Origin of the sequence: Sphingomonas metalli, assembly GCF_014641735.1 — a bacterium.
In the GTDB taxonomy this organism is placed as follows: Bacteria; Pseudomonadota; Alphaproteobacteria; order Sphingomonadales; family Sphingomonadaceae; genus Sphingomonas; species Sphingomonas metalli.
On sequence record NZ_BMIH01000001.1, the window covers coordinates 480,107 to 497,947 of the forward strand.

18 protein-coding genes are annotated in these 17,841 nt (G+C 68.4%); 15 read left to right on the top strand and 3 right to left on the bottom strand.

What is annotated here, in order from left to right; all coding sequences use genetic code 11:
• Nucleotides 1–75: 75 nt before the first annotated feature.
• Both IEX18_RS02625 and IEX18_RS02630 read right to left on the bottom strand, forming a co-directional pair.
• A complete protein-coding gene (locus tag IEX18_RS02625; RefSeq protein ID WP_188657096.1) occupies nt 76–363 on the bottom strand; it encodes a GIY-YIG nuclease family protein in 288 nt (95 codons plus the stop codon).
• Between the two features lie 188 nt (nt 364–551).
• On the bottom strand, nt 552–3,500 hold the full coding sequence (locus IEX18_RS02630; RefSeq protein WP_188657097.1) for a M16 family metallopeptidase: 2,949 nt from the start codon (nt 3,498–3,500) through the stop codon (nt 552–554).
• A 171-nt stretch (nt 3,501–3,671) separates the two neighbouring features.
• Between IEX18_RS02630 and IEX18_RS02635 the strand changes: the two genes are divergently transcribed.
• From IEX18_RS02635 to IEX18_RS02660, 6 genes are all read left to right on the top strand, one after another.
• Complete coding sequence (locus IEX18_RS02635; protein ID WP_188657098.1) at nt 3,672–4,250, top strand: NifU family protein; 579 nt, start codon at nt 3,672–3,674, stop codon at nt 4,248–4,250.
• Complete coding sequence (locus IEX18_RS02640; RefSeq protein ID WP_188657099.1) at nt 4,250–4,840, top strand: malonic semialdehyde reductase; 591 nt, start codon at nt 4,250–4,252, stop codon at nt 4,838–4,840. Before IEX18_RS02635 ends, IEX18_RS02640 begins: the two co-directional genes overlap by 1 nt.
• A gap of 87 nt (nt 4,841–4,927) precedes the next feature.
• Complete coding sequence (gene tsaB, locus IEX18_RS02645) at nt 4,928–5,554, top strand: tRNA (adenosine(37)-N6)-threonylcarbamoyltransferase complex dimerization subunit type 1 TsaB (RefSeq protein WP_188657100.1); 627 nt, start codon at nt 4,928–4,930, stop codon at nt 5,552–5,554.
• Nucleotides 5,551–6,015, top strand: a complete 465-nt coding sequence (locus IEX18_RS02650; RefSeq protein ID WP_188657101.1) for a GNAT family N-acetyltransferase — start codon at nt 5,551–5,553, stop codon at nt 6,013–6,015. Before tsaB ends, IEX18_RS02650 begins: the two co-directional genes overlap by 4 nt.
• A gap of 87 nt (nt 6,016–6,102) precedes the next feature.
• Complete coding sequence (locus tag IEX18_RS02655; protein ID WP_188657102.1) at nt 6,103–6,525, top strand: Fur family transcriptional regulator; 423 nt, start codon at nt 6,103–6,105, stop codon at nt 6,523–6,525.
• Nucleotides 6,526–6,741: 216 nt separating this feature from the next.
• Nucleotides 6,742–7,464, top strand: a complete 723-nt coding sequence (locus IEX18_RS02660; RefSeq protein ID WP_188657103.1) for a lysophospholipid acyltransferase family protein — start codon at nt 6,742–6,744, stop codon at nt 7,462–7,464.
• Here the strand turns inward: IEX18_RS02660 and IEX18_RS02665 are convergent.
• The gene (locus IEX18_RS02665; protein WP_188657104.1) at nt 7,446–8,228 is read right to left on the bottom strand and encodes a MipA/OmpV family protein; all 783 of its coding nucleotides are present in this window, start codon (nt 8,226–8,228) and stop codon (nt 7,446–7,448) included. The genes IEX18_RS02660 and IEX18_RS02665 overlap by 19 nt on opposite strands.
• Before the next feature lie 106 nt (nt 8,229–8,334).
• Here IEX18_RS02665 and miaB point away from each other — a divergent pair, with 106 nt between their 5' ends.
• The 9 genes from miaB (at nt 8,335) to IEX18_RS02710 (ending at nt 17,832) form a co-directional block, all read left to right on the top strand.
• Entirely contained in the window at nt 8,335–9,672 is a 1,338-nt protein-coding gene (gene miaB / locus IEX18_RS02670; RefSeq protein WP_188657105.1) for a tRNA (N6-isopentenyl adenosine(37)-C2)-methylthiotransferase MiaB, read from the top strand.
• A 109-nt stretch (nt 9,673–9,781) separates the two neighbouring features.
• Nucleotides 9,782–10,441, top strand: coding sequence for a PEP-CTERM sorting domain-containing protein (locus IEX18_RS18505; protein WP_229664320.1), 660 nt, complete (start codon nt 9,782–9,784; stop codon nt 10,439–10,441).
• Between the two features lie 96 nt (nt 10,442–10,537).
• A complete protein-coding gene (locus tag IEX18_RS02680) occupies nt 10,538–11,536 on the top strand; it encodes a PhoH family protein (RefSeq protein ID WP_188657106.1) in 999 nt (332 codons plus the stop codon).
• A gap of 47 nt (nt 11,537–11,583) precedes the next feature.
• The gene (locus tag IEX18_RS02685) at nt 11,584–11,838 is read left to right on the top strand and encodes a type II toxin-antitoxin system VapB family antitoxin (RefSeq protein ID WP_188657107.1); all 255 of its coding nucleotides are present in this window, start codon (nt 11,584–11,586) and stop codon (nt 11,836–11,838) included.
• Nucleotides 11,835–12,236: a type II toxin-antitoxin system VapC family toxin gene (locus tag IEX18_RS02690; RefSeq protein WP_188657108.1), complete on the top strand. Its 402-nt coding sequence runs from the start codon at nt 11,835–11,837 to the stop codon at nt 12,234–12,236. Before IEX18_RS02685 ends, IEX18_RS02690 begins: the two co-directional genes overlap by 4 nt.
• Nucleotides 12,233–12,742 carry an rRNA maturation RNase YbeY gene (ybeY, locus tag IEX18_RS02695; protein ID WP_188657109.1) on the top strand — a complete coding sequence of 170 codons (510 nt, stop codon included), beginning with the start codon at nt 12,233–12,235 and terminating at the stop codon, nt 12,740–12,742. The genes IEX18_RS02690 and ybeY overlap by 4 nt, the downstream gene beginning before the upstream one ends.
• A 1-nt stretch (nt 12,743) precedes the next feature.
• On the top strand, nt 12,744–13,643 hold the full coding sequence (locus IEX18_RS02700; RefSeq protein ID WP_188657110.1) for a hemolysin family protein: 900 nt from the start codon (nt 12,744–12,746) through the stop codon (nt 13,641–13,643).
• A gap of 521 nt (nt 13,644–14,164) precedes the next feature.
• Entirely contained in the window at nt 14,165–16,381 is a 2,217-nt protein-coding gene (katG, locus tag IEX18_RS02705; protein WP_188657111.1) for a catalase/peroxidase HPI, read from the top strand.
• Between the two features lie 110 nt (nt 16,382–16,491).
• The gene (locus IEX18_RS02710) at nt 16,492–17,832 is read left to right on the top strand and encodes a PQQ-dependent sugar dehydrogenase (RefSeq protein ID WP_188657112.1); all 1,341 of its coding nucleotides are present in this window, start codon (nt 16,492–16,494) and stop codon (nt 17,830–17,832) included.
• The last annotated feature ends 9 nt before the right edge of the window (nt 17,833–17,841 follow it).

Sequence of the window (17,841 nt, forward strand, 5' to 3'; positions counted from 1 at the left end):
AAATGCCAGCCTTCGCTGGCATGGCGTGGGATTCCTGAAGACGTCACGCCAGCGAAGGCTGGCATCTCCCGCGACTCAAGCGATGAGGTCGAACAAGTCTCGCCATTCCGGATTGCTCTGTTCGATCAGCCGGATCTTCCAGTCCCGCTTCCACGCCTTCAGCCGCTTTTCTCTCACGATCGCGTCCTCGATCGTGTCATAGGGCTCAGCGAGCACGAGCGTCCGAATTCCGAAGCGTCTGCAAAAGGCCGAACCCACATCCCGGCGATGCTGGTCGATCCGGGCGGCCAAGTGAGCGGTGACGCCGATATAGAGCATCCCGCGCGGGGCGCTCGCCACGATATAGACCCAGCCGCCCCGCATGGCGCGAGCTTAATGGCCAGGGCCTGATACTCCAGACCGCGATCTGGACGGACAAGAAGTCGTTCGGGGCTGGCACTCCATCCAAATGAAGAGGCCCCAGCCTGCGCTGGGGCGACGGACTTGGAGGTAGCCCGTCCCACGTTCGTCGCCCCAGCGAAAGCTGGGGCCTTTCTCGGCTCTAGCTCCCCCTACTTCCCCAGCGCCGCGGTCACCGCCCCCGCCTTGTCCTTCGGCACCACCGCCATCGTCCAGTCGGTATCCGGCCGCAGATAGCGGGCGGCCAGCACCTGGATGTCGGCAGGGGTCGTGCTGTTCAGGTCGCTGCCGATCGACCGGAGCGCGGTCAGCCGGCGGGTGTCGAAGCTGCCGCCGGCCATCTGCATCATCCAGAACTGGCTGGAGGTCGAGGCGCGCAGCAATTGCTGCTGCATCGGCTTCAGGATGCGGTCCAGCTCGTCCTGCGTCACCGGGTTCTTGGCGAGGTCGGCGGCGATCTCGCGCGAGAGGCGGAAGAAGAGCGGGACATTGTCCGGCGCCACCTGCCCCACCGCGACCAGCTTGCCGCCGCCGGTCATGCCGACCGGCCACTGGCTGTCGACCGAGGGGCTGTAGCTCGCCCCCGTTCCCTGCCGCAGCCGCTCGAACAGCCGGTCCGAAAAGATCTGCGCCAGCACGTCGAGCTGGCGGCTGGTGCGGATCTCGGCAATGCCGCCGCCCGTCGGCCAGGCGATCACCGCCGCCGCCTGATCCTCCGGGCCGACATGGGTGCGGATCACGGGCTGGGCCACATGCGCCGGAAAGGCCGGCGGCACCGGCGAGCCGGGCACGTCGCGCCGCGGCTTCATCGCGCCGAACGTCGCGGCGACCGCGGCGATCGCCTCGTCGGTCTTGACGTCACCGAACACCATCACCTCGATCGGGCCGGAGGCGAGGAGCGGTTGCCAGTCCTTGCGGAAATCCTTGGCGGTCAGCCGGTTGATCTGCTCGGTGGTCGGCGCGGTCCAGCGCGGGTCGCCGCTGCGCAGCAGGCTGTCCAGATCGCGCGACAGCACGCCCGACGGCGAGGAGTCGTAGCCGCTTTGGGCGGTCAGCGCGACCGCCTTCGCCCGTGCGATCGGCGCCGGGTCCCAGCCCGGAAAGGCCAGCTTCGCCGCCATCAGCTTCAGCTGGTCACGATAGTCGGTGGGCGAAGTCATTGCCGCCAGCTGGAAGGCGTCGTCGTCGATCCCGAAATCGAGCCCGATCCGCCGCCCCGCCGACAGCGCCTCCAGATCGTCCTGGTCGAGCTTGCCGACGCCGCTCGCCACCAGCGCGCTGTCCGCCGCCCAGGCGGTGCTCGGACGGTCGGCGGGCAGCGCGTCATAGCCGCCGCCGAACCGCGCGCGGACATAAACGCGCCCCGATTCGGCGGGGTTGGAGAAGACCAGCAGCTTGACGCCATTGGCGAAGGTCACCCGCTCCAGCCCGATCTCCGGGCTCGACACCCGCTGCGCCACCGTTCCCGGCTGGCCGAGCGCGGGCAGGCTCGAAAAGTCGACCGCCGCCTGCACCCGCCGCTTGCCGGCGAGGCCCTTCACGTCCGCCTTCAATGCGGTCGCCAGCTTCTCCGCCGCGCCCTGCTCGGGCTGCTGGGTGTTGACGATGGCGCGGGTCGCGTCGCCCTGGAAGACGCGCCGGGTCGCCGCCAGCACCGTGTCGGGCGTGAACATCCCCTTCGCGCGCGCCTGTTTGAAGATGTCGTAGGAGACGGCGGGCGAGGCGACCGTCTCGCGGATGTCGATCGCGCCCGCCATGTCGTCGGCCTGCTTCGCCCCCGCCTCGACCCGCGAGGTTTCCACCGTGGTGCGCAGCGAGGTGTCGTAATCGGCCAGCTCGCGGTCGATCTCCGCCTGGGTCGGCGCGGTCGCCAGCGCGTCCGCGATCACCGCGCGCACGTCGCGCAGCGCAGGCTCCCACTGGTTGCCGACCGGCACGATCGTCGTGAAGGTGCCGTTGGCCGAGCGCGACTGATCGTCGAGCGATACCGAGGCCTGGAGGAAGCTGCCCCCCGCCCGCGCCCGCCGCTCCAGCCGGCGGCTGACCACGAAGGTCGAGACCATGTCGACCATCCGCTTCTGGTTGAAGGCGATCGTGTCGGCATTGTACTGCCACGGCCGCAGCACCGCCATCGCCACCACCGGCGGCAGACCGGGTTCGGCCAGCACCGCGGTCGGCGGCTTGGTGGGGTCGGGCTTGCCGAAATCGGGGGCGGGCACGTCGGGGCCGTTGGGCGCCCAGCCGGCGAAATGCTTCACCACCAGCCGCGACAGCAGCGCCGGGTCCATGTCGCCCGAGATGATGACCACCGCCCGGCTCGGCCGGTACCAGCGGTCGTGGAACGCCTTCATCCCCGCGCCATTGGCGGCGAGCAGCGTCTTCTCGACCCCGATCGGCGAACGTTCGGCGAGCGGCTGGCCGGCGAAGAACGCCTCGCGCAGCGCGTCCTGATAGCGGACCTGCGGCCCCGGCTGCTCGCGCTTCTCGGCCAGCACGATCGAGCGCTCGGCGTTGACCGAGGCATCGGTCAGCACCGGCGCGGCCATCATGCCCGACAGGATGTGCAGGCTCTCGTCGAGCGTCGCCTCGGTCGCCGACGGCAGGTCGAGCCGATAGACCGTCTGGGTCGGCGTGGTCGAGGCGTTCGAGTCGGAGCCGAAGGTGGCGCCGAACCGCTGCCACACCCGCTTCGCCTCGCCATCGGGCACATAGGCGGAGGAGCGGAACGAGAGATGCTCGATGAAGTGGGCGAAGCCGCGTTCGTCATCCTTCTCGTACAGCGAGCCGACGTCCATCGCCACGCGGACCGAAACCTGCCCGGGCGGCACGCCGTTGCGTCGGACCGCATAGCGCAGGCCGTTGGGCAGCGTGCCGAAATGCCATTCGGGATCGGGCTGGATATCGCTGTCCTTGAACAGCCAGGCGCTGGTGTCGACCTTCACCGCCTCCGGCGCGGCGGTCGGCGGCGCCTTGGCCGGCGCGGACGCGCTCTTCGCAGGAACCGCCTTCGGCCTCGGCGGCGGTGCCGCGACGACCGGAACGGTGGACAGGAGGAGGAGCGGGATCAGGGAAGCGCGGAACGCGCGCGGTACAAACGCCATGGCCCGCCATGTAGCGTGTCGCGGCCCCGCTTCACACCCCCCGCTTCGATGACGGCGGCCGGACAGCCGCTTCATCTGCCCTCGCCGCCCCAGCTTTTCCTCGCCCGCCGGCAACACATCGTTTCCCGCGCCCGGCTTGATCCGTCCGTCCCCCTCCTCCACATGGCGGCCATGCTGATCGAGACCGAAGCCACGCCCAACCCGGCGACGCTCAAATTCCTGCCCGGCCGCACCGTGATGGCCGACGGCACCCGCGACTTCGCGACGCCCGAGGAGGCGGCGGCCAGCCCGCTCGCGGAAACGCTGTTCGACCTGGGCGACGTCACCGGCGTCTTCTTTGGCCGCGACTTCGTGTCGGTGACGATCGCCCCGGGCACCGACTGGCGCGACGTCAAGCCGGACGTGCTGGCGGTGCTGCTCGATCATTTCAGCGCGCACATGCCGCTGTTCAAACAGGGCGGCGCGGGCTTCTCCGTCCCCGCCGCGGAGGATGAGGCCCTGCCGGCGGACGACCCTGCCGATGCGGAGATCGTCGCCCAGATCCGCGAGCTGATCGACACCCGCGTCCGCCCCGCCGTCGCGAACGACGGCGGCGATATCGTCTATCGCGGCTTCGACAAGGGCAAGGTCTATCTCAAGATGCAGGGTGCCTGCTCGGGCTGTCCTTCGTCCAGCGCCACGCTGAAGAACGGCATCGAGCAGCTGCTCCGCTACTATGTTCCCGAAGTCACCGAAGTGAGGGCCGTTTGATGCCGCAGCTCGATTCCACCGCGCTCGATCAGCTGTTCCGCGAGGCGCGGACCTTCAACCATTATCTCGACACCCCGGTCACCGCCGACGATGTGCGCGCGATCTGGGATCTGGTGAAGATGGGGCCGACCTCCGCTAACCAGCTGCCCGCCCGTCTGATCTGGTGCCTGGATCGGGATGCCCGGGAGCGGCTCGCCGCCACCGCCAGCGACACCAATGCCGATAAGATCCGCGCCGCTCCCGCCGCGGTGATCATCGGCATGGATACCGAGTTCCACGAGCAGCTGCCCCGCCTCTTCCCGCATGCCGACGCCAAGAGCTGGTTCGACGGCAACCGCGAGCTGCGCGAGGTCTCGGCGATGCGCAATTCCTCGCTGCAGGGCGGCTATCTCATCCTCGCCGCCCGCGCGCTCGGGTTCGACGTCGGGCCGATGTCGGGCTTCGATGCCGGCGCGGTCGACAAGGCGTTCTTCGCCGACCAGCCCTCGGTGCGCACCAATTTCATCGCGACGCTCGGCCATGGCGACCGGTCGACCCTGTATCCGCGCTCGCCCCGGCCCGCATTCGAGGAATTCAACCGCATCCTGTGAGGCGGCTCGGGCTCTAACGCCCGCAGCTACTGGACGAACCCCCGGCGGATACGCCATTCAGCCGAGATCGGCCGGAGTTTCCTCGTCTTGCGCACGCTCGTCATCGATACCGCCACCGCCGCCTGCTCGGCCGCGCTGATCGAGGACGGACGCGTGATCGACGGGCGCTACGAGGAGGTCGGGCGCGGCCATGCCGAGCGGCTGGTGCCGATGATCGCCGAACTGATCGATGGCGGCCGCGCCGATCGCGTGCTGGTCGATGTCGGCCCCGGCAGCTTTACCGGCGTGCGCGTCGGCATCGCGGCGGCGCGCGGCCTGGCCCTGGGCTGGCGGGTGCCGGTCCATGGCTATTCCTCGCTCGCGCTGATCGCCGCCACCGCCCTGTCGCACGTCCCGCACCCGCATGTTGCCGCGGTGCTGGAGGCGGGGCATGGCGAGCTCTTCATGCAGATCTTCGCCGCCGACCTTAGCGCGCGCGCCGAGCCCGCCTCGCTGCCCCCGGCCGAGGCGGCGGCGCGGATCGGTGACGTGCCGGTGGTCGGCAGCGGCCTCGCGAGGCTCGAGGGGCTGGTGCCGCCCGGCCTGCGGCGCCTGCCCGATGCGCGCGACGTCGTGCTGCTCCCCGCGCGCCTCGCCGATCTCGACCCCCGCCCGCTCTACGGCCGCGCGCCCGATGCGAAGCTGCCCGCGGCGCGGATGCCGGCGGCGCGATGACCGTCCACAGCGTCTCCCTGCGCGCCGGTGATGCGCGCGACGTCGCGCTGGTCGACGCGCTGATGGCCGCGTTCGATCCGCGCTATGGGGAAGCTTGGACGCGGGGACAGACGCTGGGCGTTCTCGCCATGCCCGGCGTCCGCCTGCTCCTCGCCGAGGACGAGGCGGGTCCGGCCGGCTTCGCCCTCACCCGCACGATCATGGACGAGGCGGAGCTCCTCCTCCTCGCCGTCGCGCCCGACCGCCGCCGGCGGGGGGTCGGCGGCGCGCTGCTCCGCGCGGTGATCGCCGCCTGCCGCGAACAGGGCGCCGCGACGCTTCACCTTGAGGTGCGCGGCGGCAATCCGGCGGTCGAGCTCTATGCGGCGCACGGCTTCCACAAGGTCGGCGAGCGGCGCGGCTATTACCGGGGTCGCGACGGCGCCCAATATGACGCGCACACCTATTCGCGCACGCTCTGATCCGATCGGTCGGGCTTATTGCGAGTCGGTAGCCCTTTTCGCAACAAGCCAATGCGCGTACATGGGGCGCAAGCCACGGGGAACGACATGCCGCGCAAGATCGATCTGGAAGCCCTCTGCAATCAGAAGGGGCTTCGCATCACCGAACAGCGCCGTGTCATCGCGCGCGTCCTGTCCGAAGCGGACGACCATCCCGATGTCGAGAAGGTCTATGAGCGCGCTTCCGCGATCGACAAGGGCATCTCGATCGCCACCGTCTACCGCACGGTGCGCCTGTTCGAAGAGGCCGGCATCCTCGACCGGCACGATTTCGGCGACGGCCGCGCCCGCTACGAACCTTCGCCCGAGGCGCATCACGACCATCTGATCGACGTCGAGACAGGCCGCGTGCTCGAGTTCGTCGATCCCGAACTCGAGCAACTGCAAAAGGCGATCGCCGAACGCCTCGGCTTCCGCCTCGTCGACCACCGCATGGAATTGTACGGGGTGAGCCTCGACCGAAAGAGCTGAGGACAGGGGGCTGACCGCGATCGGCTAGGTCGGCCGCCTTTTTCATTCGTCATCCCGGACGTGTTCCGGGATCCACCGTTCCGCATGATCTTCGGCTCGTGCGCTTGGGGCGCCGTGGATGCCGGAACACGTCCGGCATGACGAAAGCTCTACAGAAGCTCATCCCCACCGGCGAAGGGGTGCCGCTTCAAGCGATCCAAAGCTATCACCCCATCGATGCCGACCCTCCGCGCCACGTTCCGCCTGCTTGCGCTCGCGCTGCTGCTCGTCGCTCTCGCACCGCTCGACACCCTTTGGCGGCTCGCACGGAGGCCCTCGCCCTGGCCGCAGCGCTTCCTCCGCGCCGCCGCCCGCCTCCTCGGCGCGCGACTCCGCATTATCGGCACGCCGCGGCGGCACGATGTGGTGATCCTCGCCAACCATCTCAGCTGGCTCGACATCCTGCTGCTCGGCGGGGCGTGCGGGGCCAGCTTCGTCAGCCGCGAGGATATCGGCCGCACGCCGCTGGTCGGATGGATGGCGCGGCGGAACCACACCATCTTCATCGCCCGCGGGGACCGGATGGGGGTCGAGGCGCAGATCGCCGCGATCCGTGCCGCGCTCGGACCCCACCCGGTCGCGATCTTTCCCGAAGGCACCACCGGCAGCGGCGATCCGCTGCTGCCGTTCAAGCCCGCGCTGCTCGCCGCGCTCGACCCGCCGCCGCCGGGCCTCGTCGTGCAGGCGGTGCGGATCGACTATGGCGACGCCACGCGCGAACTGGCCTGGGTCGATGCCGAACCCGGTCTGTCGCACGCGCGCCGCGTCCTCGGGCGGCGGGGCAGCTTCACCGCCACGCTCGAGTTCGACGCGCCCTTCGCCCCGGCCGGCGGACGCAAGGCGATCGCCGCCGAGGCGCGCCGCCGGATCGAGGCGATGGCTCAGCCGCCGAAGGTGTAGCTCAGCGCGACGCCGGCCGACAGCTGGTTGCGCGAACCGAAACGCCGCACCACCGGCGAATCGGCCGGATCGCCGACCAGCCGGTCGTACTTCGCATAGCCATAGACGCCCCAGCGCGATCCGAGCTGGCGCAGGGCGCTCGCCGCCGCGCCCACCGCCTGGATACCGCCCTTGGGATCATAGGGCGCGATGCCGGAGGTCAGACTGTCCGCCTGGCTCACCCCGAAATAGGCGCGATTGAACTTGCGTTCCGACAGGGTCAGCCGCGGCCCCAGCGAGAAGAGCCAGCGATCGGCGTCGCGCGCGACATAGTCCGCGCTCAGCAGGCCCACCCAGGCCTTGTGGCCGCCGATGCCGCGCCGCGCCTCGGCGCGCAGCCGGATATTCGGGTTGACGGTATATTGCACCGATCCGCCGACCTCGACCGTGAAGCCGACCTTTGGCAGCAGGCCGTCGGTATCGCGCCGTCGCCGGCTGCCCTGGAAGTTCAGTGCCGGACCGATCGCGAAGCCGTTGCTGCGGATCAGGTTGAGCCCGCCGCTCTCGTCCGGCGCCTCGAAGGGGAATTCGGGCTGCCGCGAACGGTCGATATTGATGAACGGTAAGATGTTCGTGTTGTCGGCGCCCGGATAACGGGGCGCGATCTGCGGCCCCAGCATCACGCGCGTGCGCATCGCCGGGCGGACGTCTTCGCTCACCACGTCCTGCGCGGCCGCCGGCGCCGCGGCCGTCAGCATTACCGCGATCATCGCAGCCTTGGTCATGGAAACCCCTTTTCCTCTTTATAGTAGATATGAACCCCGGCATGGCCGTTGCGGTTCCAGCGCCCGCTTCTGGCGGCAGACCAACGTCTGGGCTATGGCCGCGCGGATGAGCCACCAGCCTCCTGCCGACCAGCCACGCACCTTCCACGTCAAGTCCTTCGGCTGCCAGATGAACGTCTATGACGGCGAGCGCATGGCCGAACTGATGGCGGCGCAGGGGCTGACCGCGACGCAGGACGCGGCGGCGGCGGACCTCGTCGTCCTCAACACCTGCCACATCCGCGAAAAGGCGACGGAGAAGGTCTATTCGGATATCGGCCGCCTCCGGAAGGACGCCGCGGCGCAGGGTCGCGCACGGCCCATGATCGCGGTGGCCGGCTGCGTCGCCCAGGCCGAGGGGGCGGAGATCGTCGCCCGTGCCAAGGTCGACGTGGTCGTCGGTCCGCAGGCCTATCACAATCTGCCAGACCTCGTCGCCCGTGCCGCCGCCGGCGTGCCCGCACTCGACACCGACATGCCCACCGCCTCCAAGTTCGGCCAGCTGCCCGCCCGTCGCCGGGTCGGCCCGAGCGCCTTCCTGACGGTGCAGGAGGGATGCGACAAATTCTGCACCTATTGCGTCGTACCCTATACCCGCGGCGCGGAGATCAGCCGGCCCTTCGAGGCGATCGTGGACGAGGCGAAGGCACTGGTCGACGCCGGCGCGCGCGAGATCACGCTGCTCGGCCAGAACGTGAATGCCTGGACCGACGAGGGTCGGGGCCTGCACGATCTGATCCGCGCGATCGACCGCATCAACGGCATCGCCCGCATCCGCTATACGACCAGCCATCCCAACGACATGACGCAAGGGCTGATCGACGCGCATCGCGACGTCGAGACGCTGATGCCCTTCCTCCATCTTCCCGTGCAGGCGGGCAGCGATCGGGTGCTGCGGGCGATGAACCGCTCGCACACGCGCGACTCCTATCTGCGCCTGATCGACCGGATCCGCACCGCCCGCCCCGATATCGCGCTGTCGGGCGACTTCATCGTCGGCTTCCCCGGCGAGACCGAGGCCGACTTCGCCGAGACGCTCAGCCTCGTCGACACGGTCGCCCATGCCCAGGCGTTCAGCTTCAAATACAGCCCCCGTCCCGGCACGCCGGCCGCGACCATGGCGGACCAGGTACCGGCCGCAGTGATGGACGACCGGCTGCAGCGCCTCCAGGCTGCGCTCAACCGCGACCAGCACGCCTTCAACGCCGCCAGCATCGGCCGCCGCTGCACCGTGCTGATCGAGCGTAAGGGCAAGCTGCCCGGCCAGATGCTCGGCAAGTCGCCTTGGCTCCAGTCGGTCCACCTGCTCACCGATGCGGCGATCGGCGATCTGGTCGAGGTCGAGGTGACCAGCGCCGGCCCAAACTCCCTCGGCGCGGTGGAGCGGCTGCGGCAAGTCGCCTGACCACGACGTCCAATTTCGGAACGGCATTCGACGGAAATTCCCGAAGCCGTCGTCGCACAGTCGTCACATCCCCTGGCTAACGCGCTGTTTACCAAGGGAGAAATAATTGATGTCGTTCCGTTTTCTCGCGCTCGCCGCGATCGTCCCCGCTTGCCTTCTGTCTGCCGCGCCGGCCGCTGCCGCGTCGCTGCAAGTCGTCTCGGGCGAGCGCGCCTTCACCACCTCCGCCTTCGGCACGACGGGGCAGAGCTTCACCGCCATCGGCACCAGCCTGTCGTCGATCGGCTTCCAGTTCGCGCTGTTCAATGCCGGCAGCGCCGCGCAGGATTACACGCTGTCGATCCGCCGTGGCGACGGGCTGGCCGGCGACCTCGTCTACAGCCGGACCTTCGGCGTCGGCGCGGGCGTCTCCTCGCGCACCCTGACCTGGGTCGACATCGCCCTGCCCGACGTGGTCACGGAGGCGGGCGCCGTTTATTCGGCGGTGATCTCGGGCGGCGGCAACCGCTACGGGATTGGCATGGGGCCGACCGTCAACATCTATACCGGCGTGCCGCTCTCGGGCGACGCCTATGCCGGCGGTCGCGCGCTGTTCACCACCGTGCCCTATGCGAACTGCACCACCAATCGCGACTGCGACCTCAACTTCCGGCTCACCGCCGCCGGCGCGGTGCCCGAGCCGGCGACCTGGGGGATGATGACCGCCGGGCTGGCGATGACCGGCCTCGCGGTGCGCCGCCGCCGGCGTCGCGCGGCCCTCGCCGCCTGATCCCGCCATCGTTCCTCACGCAGGTTGCCGCACAGGCGCTTGCGTGAGGGCGGCGGAACGGCCACCTTTGCCGGCGATGCCCGTGGAAAGGACCGCATGAGCCGCAAGCCCGTCCCCGCCCAGATGGGCGAGCGTAGCCGTGTCGAGGTGTTGTTCGACAAGCCCCAGCTGCTCGCCGCGCTGTTCGGCCAATATGACCAGAACCTCGTCGCGCTGGAAAACCGGCTCGGCGTCTACATCACCGCGCGGGGCAACCGCGTGGGGCTGGAGGGAACGGCGGAGAATGTCGCGCTGGCCCGCGACGTGCTCCAGGATCTCTACACGCGGATCGGCCGCGGCGAGGAGGTCGATACCGGCCTGGTCGACGCCTCGATCGCGATGATGGCGGAGCCGACGCTCGACGGCATCATCTCCGCCGAACGGGGCGGCGGCGCGCCGCCGATCATGATCCGCACGCGCAAGAAGACGATCGTTCCGCGCACCCCCGCCCAGGCGCATTACATGCGCGAGCTGGTGTCGAACGACATGATCTTCGCGCTCGGCCCGGCAGGCACCGGCAAGACCTATCTGGCGGTCGCGCAGGCGGTGGCGCAGCTGATCGCCGGCAGCGTCCAGCGCCTGATCCTGTCGCGCCCGGCGGTGGAGGCGGGCGAGCGGCTCGGCTTCCTGCCCGGCGACATGAAGGAGAAGGTCGATCCCTATCTCCGCCCGCTCTACGACGCACTCTACGACTGCCTGCCCGCCGAGCAGGTCGAGCGGCGCATCGCCAGCGGCGAGATCGAGATCGCACCGATCGCCTTCATGCGCGGCCGCACGCTGGGCGACGCCTTCGTCATCCTCGACGAGGCGCAGAACACCACGCCGGCGCAGATGAAGATGTTCCTCACCCGCTTCGGCCAGAACAGCCGCATGGTGGTGTGCGGCGACCCCAATCAGGTCGATCTGCCCGGCGGCGTCAACGCCTCCGGCCTCGCCGACGCGGTCCGCCGGCTGGAGGGTCTCGAAGGCATCGCCATGAGCCGCTTCACTGCCGCAGACGTCGTTCGCCATCCGATTGTCGGGCGGATCGTGGAGGCGTATGAGGGAGCTGGTTGACGCAACGGTATATCCATCCCATTAAACAGGATATACCGGAGGGAACGATGGCCTCATTGTATATCAAGGATCCAGAGACCGCTGCGCTCGCGGATCGTCTCGCGCGTCGGCTGGGCACTACCAAGACCCAGATCGTTCGACAGGCATTGACGGCCCTTGAGCGCAGTATTCCCGAACGCCCGAGCAAGATGGCTTTGCTGGCCGCCCTCGATGATTGGCGAAAACACCATCCCTTGCCACCCCAGAGCGGGCAGGCCGCAGACAAGGCGTTTTTCGACGCGATGTGGGACGATGCGGATTGATCGTCTTCGTTGACGCATCGGCACTCGTCGCCATCACCAAGGGGGAACCGGAACGAGCCGACCTCCTCGATCGATTCACGCTATTCGAGCGTGGCCTCTGGTCCGCCATGTCCTGCTGGGAAGCTGTTTCGGCATTGTCGCGGTCCTATCGCATGAATTTCGCTGACGCCGTGACCGAGGTGCGGAACACCGCCGGAATCATGAGGTTGAAGCTCGTTGAAATCGACCGTGATGAACTGGATGCGGCTCTGGATGCCTATGATCGATATGGCAAAGGCTCAGGTCATCCGGCGAAGCTGAACATGGGCGACTGCTTCGCCTATGCCTGCGCCAAAACCAATAGCGCCCATCTGCTCTATAAGGGCGACGACTTCTCCCATACGGACCTTGGCCGATGATCCAGATCGAACTCTCCCGCGAAGATCCCTGGCCGGAGGGTGATTGGGAGGCGCTGGCGGTGCGTGCCGCGCGCGCCGCGATCGAGCGGACGCCGCATGGCCCTCTGCTCGACACGCCCGCGCTGGTCGAGATCAGCGTGCGCCTCGCCGCGGATGACGAGGTGCGCCACCTCAACCACCAGTATAGGCATAAGGACAAGCCGACCAACGTCCTGTCCTTCCCCATGGTCCAGCCCGACCTGATCCAGTCGGTCAGCCTCAACTCCGACGATGGCGAGCTGCTGCTCGGCGACATCGTGCTCGCGCACGGCGTCTGCGTCGCCGAGGCGGCGGAGCGTGGCATCTCGACAGAGGCGCATGCCACGCATCTGCTGGTGCATGGCACGCTCCATTTGCTAGGATACGACCATCTGGAAGATGGCGAGGCGGAGGCGATGGAGGAGATCGAGCGGCAGGCGCTCGAAACGCTCGGCATCGCCGATCCCTATCTGATACGCGAGGAGTAACTTGGCAGAGGACCGAAGTAGCGCCGTCGGCGGCGACGGCGACAGCATATGGCGCAGCCTGAAGACGATGATCTTCGGGCCGCCCGAGGAATCCCTGCGCGAGCAGCTGGAAGAGGCGATCGACCGGCACGAGGGCGATCCCGCTCCCGACGCCAAGGGCGACCTGTCTCCGCTCGAACGGCAGATGGTCCGCAACCTTCTCCATTTCGGCGAGCGTGATGCGGGTGATGTCGGCGTGCCGCGCGCGGATATCGTCGCGATCGAGGAAGGGACCAGCTTCGACCATCTCGTCCAGATCTTCGCCGAGGCGGGCCATAGCCGCCTGCCGGTCTATCGCGAGAAGCTCGATACGATCGTCGGCATGGTCCATATCAAGGACGTCTTCACCATCCTGGCGACCGGCGCGCCGCATCCGGAGACGATCGCCGGGCTGATCCGCGAGCCGCTCTACGTCCCCATGTCGCGCGGCGCGCTCGATCTGCTCGCCGACATGCGCCAGAAGCGCGTCCATCTCGCCATCGTGCTCGACGAATATTCGGGCACCGAAGGGCTCGTCACGATCGAGGATCTGATCGAGGAGATCGTCGGCGAGATCGAGGACGAGCATGACGAGGCGCCCCAGGCGCTGCTTGTTCCGCTCGACGGCGGCGGCTGGGATGCCGATGCCCGCGTGCCGCTGGAGGATGTCGCGAGCACCGTCGACGCGCGGCTGGACGAGGAGGAAGCCGAAGTCGACACGCTCGGCGGCCTCGCGGCGCTGCTCGCCGGCCGGGTGCCGGAGACGGGCGACTGTATCGACCACCCCTCGGGCTGGAAGATCGAGATCACCGAAGCCGACGAACGCCGCATCCACCGCTTGCGGCTGCATCCTCCTGCGGCGCGCGAGGTGGAGGAGGCCTGACCCGACTGGGCCTCCCCGGCTGGGGGTGGTGGCAGCCGTAGGCTGACGGAGAGGCGGATGCGGGACGGTGATAATCTGGCCCCGCGCCCCACACCCGATCCCCACGGCCAATCATCTAGCTTGTAGCAGACTGGACCGCGAACCATCCGGATTGAAGCAATCGTCATCCCAGCGAAGGCTGGGATCTCGCGGTTACGGCGACGCAAGAGTCGCAGGAGGCCCCAGCCTGCGCTGGGGCGACGATTCTGGCCGAGTGGAACAGGCTCCACATCCGAACAGGCGCTTGCACCACAGCATGGCTGCCTTCGTCGCGGGACCGACAGGACGCTCGGGAATGCCGCCAATGTTTCACGTGGAACATTTGTAGAACGCGCTCCCTCTTCTTCATTATCACAAAAACCGATCACTGGTTTCACGATTATACGTTTCCCGATCAGTCGAGCTGCGGTAGCACTGGCGTCATAGGCGCGTTGCACGCAGGGTCGGCGCGGGCCGGGATGACAGAACCGAGGAGAGAGACGGTGGACGCAATTACCACGGGTAGCCCGATCAACGATCCGGGCAAGCAGCCCAAAGCGATGCGCACCCTGCTGGGCCGGACGGCGAAGGACTGGTGGCCGGAATCGCTGTCGATCGACATCCTTCACCAGAAGGGCGTCAGCGGCAATCCGATGGGCGACGACTTCGACTATCGCAAGGAATTCAACAGCCTGGACTATGCCGCGGTGAAGGCGGACCTGACCGCGCTGATGACCGACAGCAAGCCGTGGTGGCCCGCCGATTACGGGCATTACGGCCCCTTCTTCATCCGCATGGCGTGGCACTCGGCCGGCACCTATCGCACCGGCGACGGGCGCGGCGGCTCGGCGGCGGGGCAGCAGCGGTTCGCGCCGCTCAACTCCTGGCCCGACAACGGCAATCTCGACAAGGCGCGCCGCCTGCTCTGGCCGATCAAGCAGAAATACGGCCGCAAGCTGAGCTGGGCGGACATGTTCATCCTCGCCGGCAATGTCGCGATCGAGTCGATGGGCGGCCCGACCTTCGGCTTCGGCGGCGGGCGTGAGGACGTGTTCGAGCCCGAGAAGGACGTCTATTGGGGCACCGAGGAGGAATGGCTCGGCCAGACCCGCATCGACGAGGAGGCGGGACTGGCGCTCGAGAGCCCGCTCGCCGCGATCCAGCACGGCCTCATCTATGTGAACCCCGAAGGCCCGGGCGGCTGCCCGATGCCGCAGGGCTCGGCGCGCGACATGCGCGAGACCTTCGCCCGCATGGGCATGAACGACGAGGAGACCGTCGCGCTCACCGCCGGCGGCCATACCTTCGGCAAGGCGCATGGTGCGGGCGATCCGAAGCTGGTCGGCAAGGAGCCTGAGGGCGCCGACATTGCCTCGCAGGGCCTCGGTTGGGCGTCGACGCATGAGAGCGGCATGGGCGATCACACCATCACCTCGGGTCTGGAAGGCGCCTGGACGCCGACCCCGACGACCTGGGACATGACCTATTTCGACATGCTGTTCGACCATGAATATGAGCTGGTGAAGAGCCCGGCCGGCGCGCATCAGTGGCAGCCGGTCGGCAATCCGGAGGATACGCTGGCCCCGGCCGCCCATACGCCGGGCAAGAAGGTGCCGACGATGATGTCGACCGCCGACATGGCGCTGAAGGTCGACCCGGCCTACAACGCCATCTGCCAGAAATTCCGCGCCGACCCCGCCTATTTCGCGGACACGTGGGCGCGGGCGTGGTTCAAGCTGACCCATCGCGACATGGGTCCGAAGGTGCGCCTGCTCGGCCCCGAAGTGCCGCAGGAAGACCTGATCTGGCAGGATCCGGTGCCCAAGGCTGACTATCCGCAGATCGAGGCGGGCGACGTCGCCGATCTCAAGGCGGCGATCGCAAATTCGGGCCTGTCGACGTCCGAGCTGGTGACGACCGCCTGGGCCTCCGCCTCGACCTGGCGCGGGTCGGACCATCGTGGCGGCGCCAACGGTGCGCGCATCCGGCTGGCGCCGCAGAAGGACTGGGACGTCAATCAGCCCGAGCAGCTTGCGAAGGTCCTCGGCGTCTATGAGGGGATCAAGGCCGACTTCGACGCGAAGGGCGCGAAGAAGGTGTCGATAGCCGACCTGATCGTGCTGGGCGGCTCGGTCGGAATCGAGGCGGCGGCGAAGGCGGCCGGCCATGCGATCGAGGTCCCCTTCACTCCCGGCCGCACCGATGCGACGGCGGAGCAGACCGACGCCGAGAGCTTCGACGTGCTCGAACCGCGCGCCGACGCCTTCCGCAACTATCTGCAGGTGCAGTTCAACGTGCCGACCGAGGAGCTGATGGTCGACCGCGCGCAGCTGCTCGGCCTGTCCGCGCCGGAGATGACGGTGCTGGTCGGCGGCCTGCGCGTGCTCGGCGCCAATCATCCCAAGGCGGCGCAGCACGGCGTCTTCACCGATCGTCCGGGCCAGCTGACCAACGACTTCTTCGTCAACCTGCTCGACATGGGCACGGCGTGGAAGCAGGTCAGCGACGAGAGCGACCAGGAGTTCGTCGGCACCGATCGCGACACCCATGAGCAGAAGTGGACCGCTTCGCGCACCGATCTGGTGTTCGGCTCCAACTCGCAGCTGCGCGCGCTGGCGGAGGTCTATGCCTGCGACGACGCGAAGGAGGTGTTCGTCCGCGACTTCGTCAAGGCCTGGACCAAGGTGATGAACGCCGACCGCTACGATCTCGGCGCCTGATTGCCCTCTCTCGACCGTCGGTGCGTCCTCCCCGCACCGGCGGCTTTTTTTTGGATTTCGTCGCCGCCCGCCGCCTTGGTTCCCGCGGCCTGCCCGCCTATCATGGTCGCATGAAGCGGCACGTCCTCGCCATCGCGGCGATCATCCTTCTGGCCCTTGCCGGCATCCTCGCCTGGTTCGCCTGGCCCGACACGGCGAAGCTGCCGGTCGAGGCGGTGGCGGGCACCCGGCCAGACATCACCGCCCCGCGCGTCCAGACCATTCCGACGGTGAAGGTCGCCAAGGTCGTCGGCTGGCCCGCCGGCACCACGCCGAAGGCTGCGGACGGGCTGAAGGTCGCCGCCTTTGCCGAGGGGCTGGACCATCCACGCTGGCTCTATCGCCTGCCCAATGGCGACGTGCTGGTGGCCGAGACCAACAGCCCTCCACGCGAGGGCGGCGGCATCCAGGGCTGGATTATGCGCCTGTTGATGGGCCGGGCGGGTGCGGGCGTGCCCTCCGCCAACCGCATCACCCTGCTCCGCGACGCGAATGGCGACGGGGTGGCGGAGCAGCGCAGCGTGTTCATGACCGGGCTCAACTCGCCCTTCGGCATGGCGCTGCTGGACGGCCAGCTCTACATCGCCAATACAGACGCGCTCGTCCGCGTCCCCTATCGCGACGGCCAGACCCGGATCAACGCGAAGCCGGAGACGGTGGTCAAGCTCAATCCCGGGGGCAACCACTGGGCGCGCAACGTGATCGCCTCGGCGGACGGCAAGACGCTGTTCGTCAGCGTCGGCTCGTCGAGCAACATCGCCGAAAACGGGATGGAGGCGGAGAAGTATCGCGCCAACATCCTTCAGGTCTGGCCTGACGGCCACTGGCGCATCTACGGCGCGGGCCTGCGCAACCCGGTCGGCATGGCGATCAACCCGGTCACCGGCAATCCGTGGACGGTCGTGAACGAGCGCGACATGCTCGGTTCCGACCTCGCCCCCGACTATCTGACCCAGGTCGAATTCGGCGACCATTTCGGCTGGCCCTGGTATTATTGGGGCGGCTATCGTGACGACCGGGTCGAGCCGCGCAACACCGCGCTGCAGGAATATTCCAAGCGGCCCGACTATGCCCTCGGACCTCATGTCGCCGCACTTGGCCTTGCCTTCTCCGGCGACGTAAAGCTGGGCGGGCGGTTCGGCAGCGGCGCGTTCGTCGGCGAACACGGCTCGTGGAACCGCAAGCCGGTCTCGGGCTACAAGGTCGTCTACGTTCCCTTCGCGGCCAGCGGCTATCCGGTCGCGGGCGCCAAGCCGGTCGACGTACTGACCGGCTTCCTCACCGCCGATGGCGACGCCATGGGCCGGCCGGTCGGGGTGATCGGCGACAAGGCGGGCGCGCTGCTGGTCGCGGACGATGTGGGGAACCGGGTGTGGCGGGTCAGCCCCGCCGGGACGGTCGCGACCCGATAGGCGATGGCG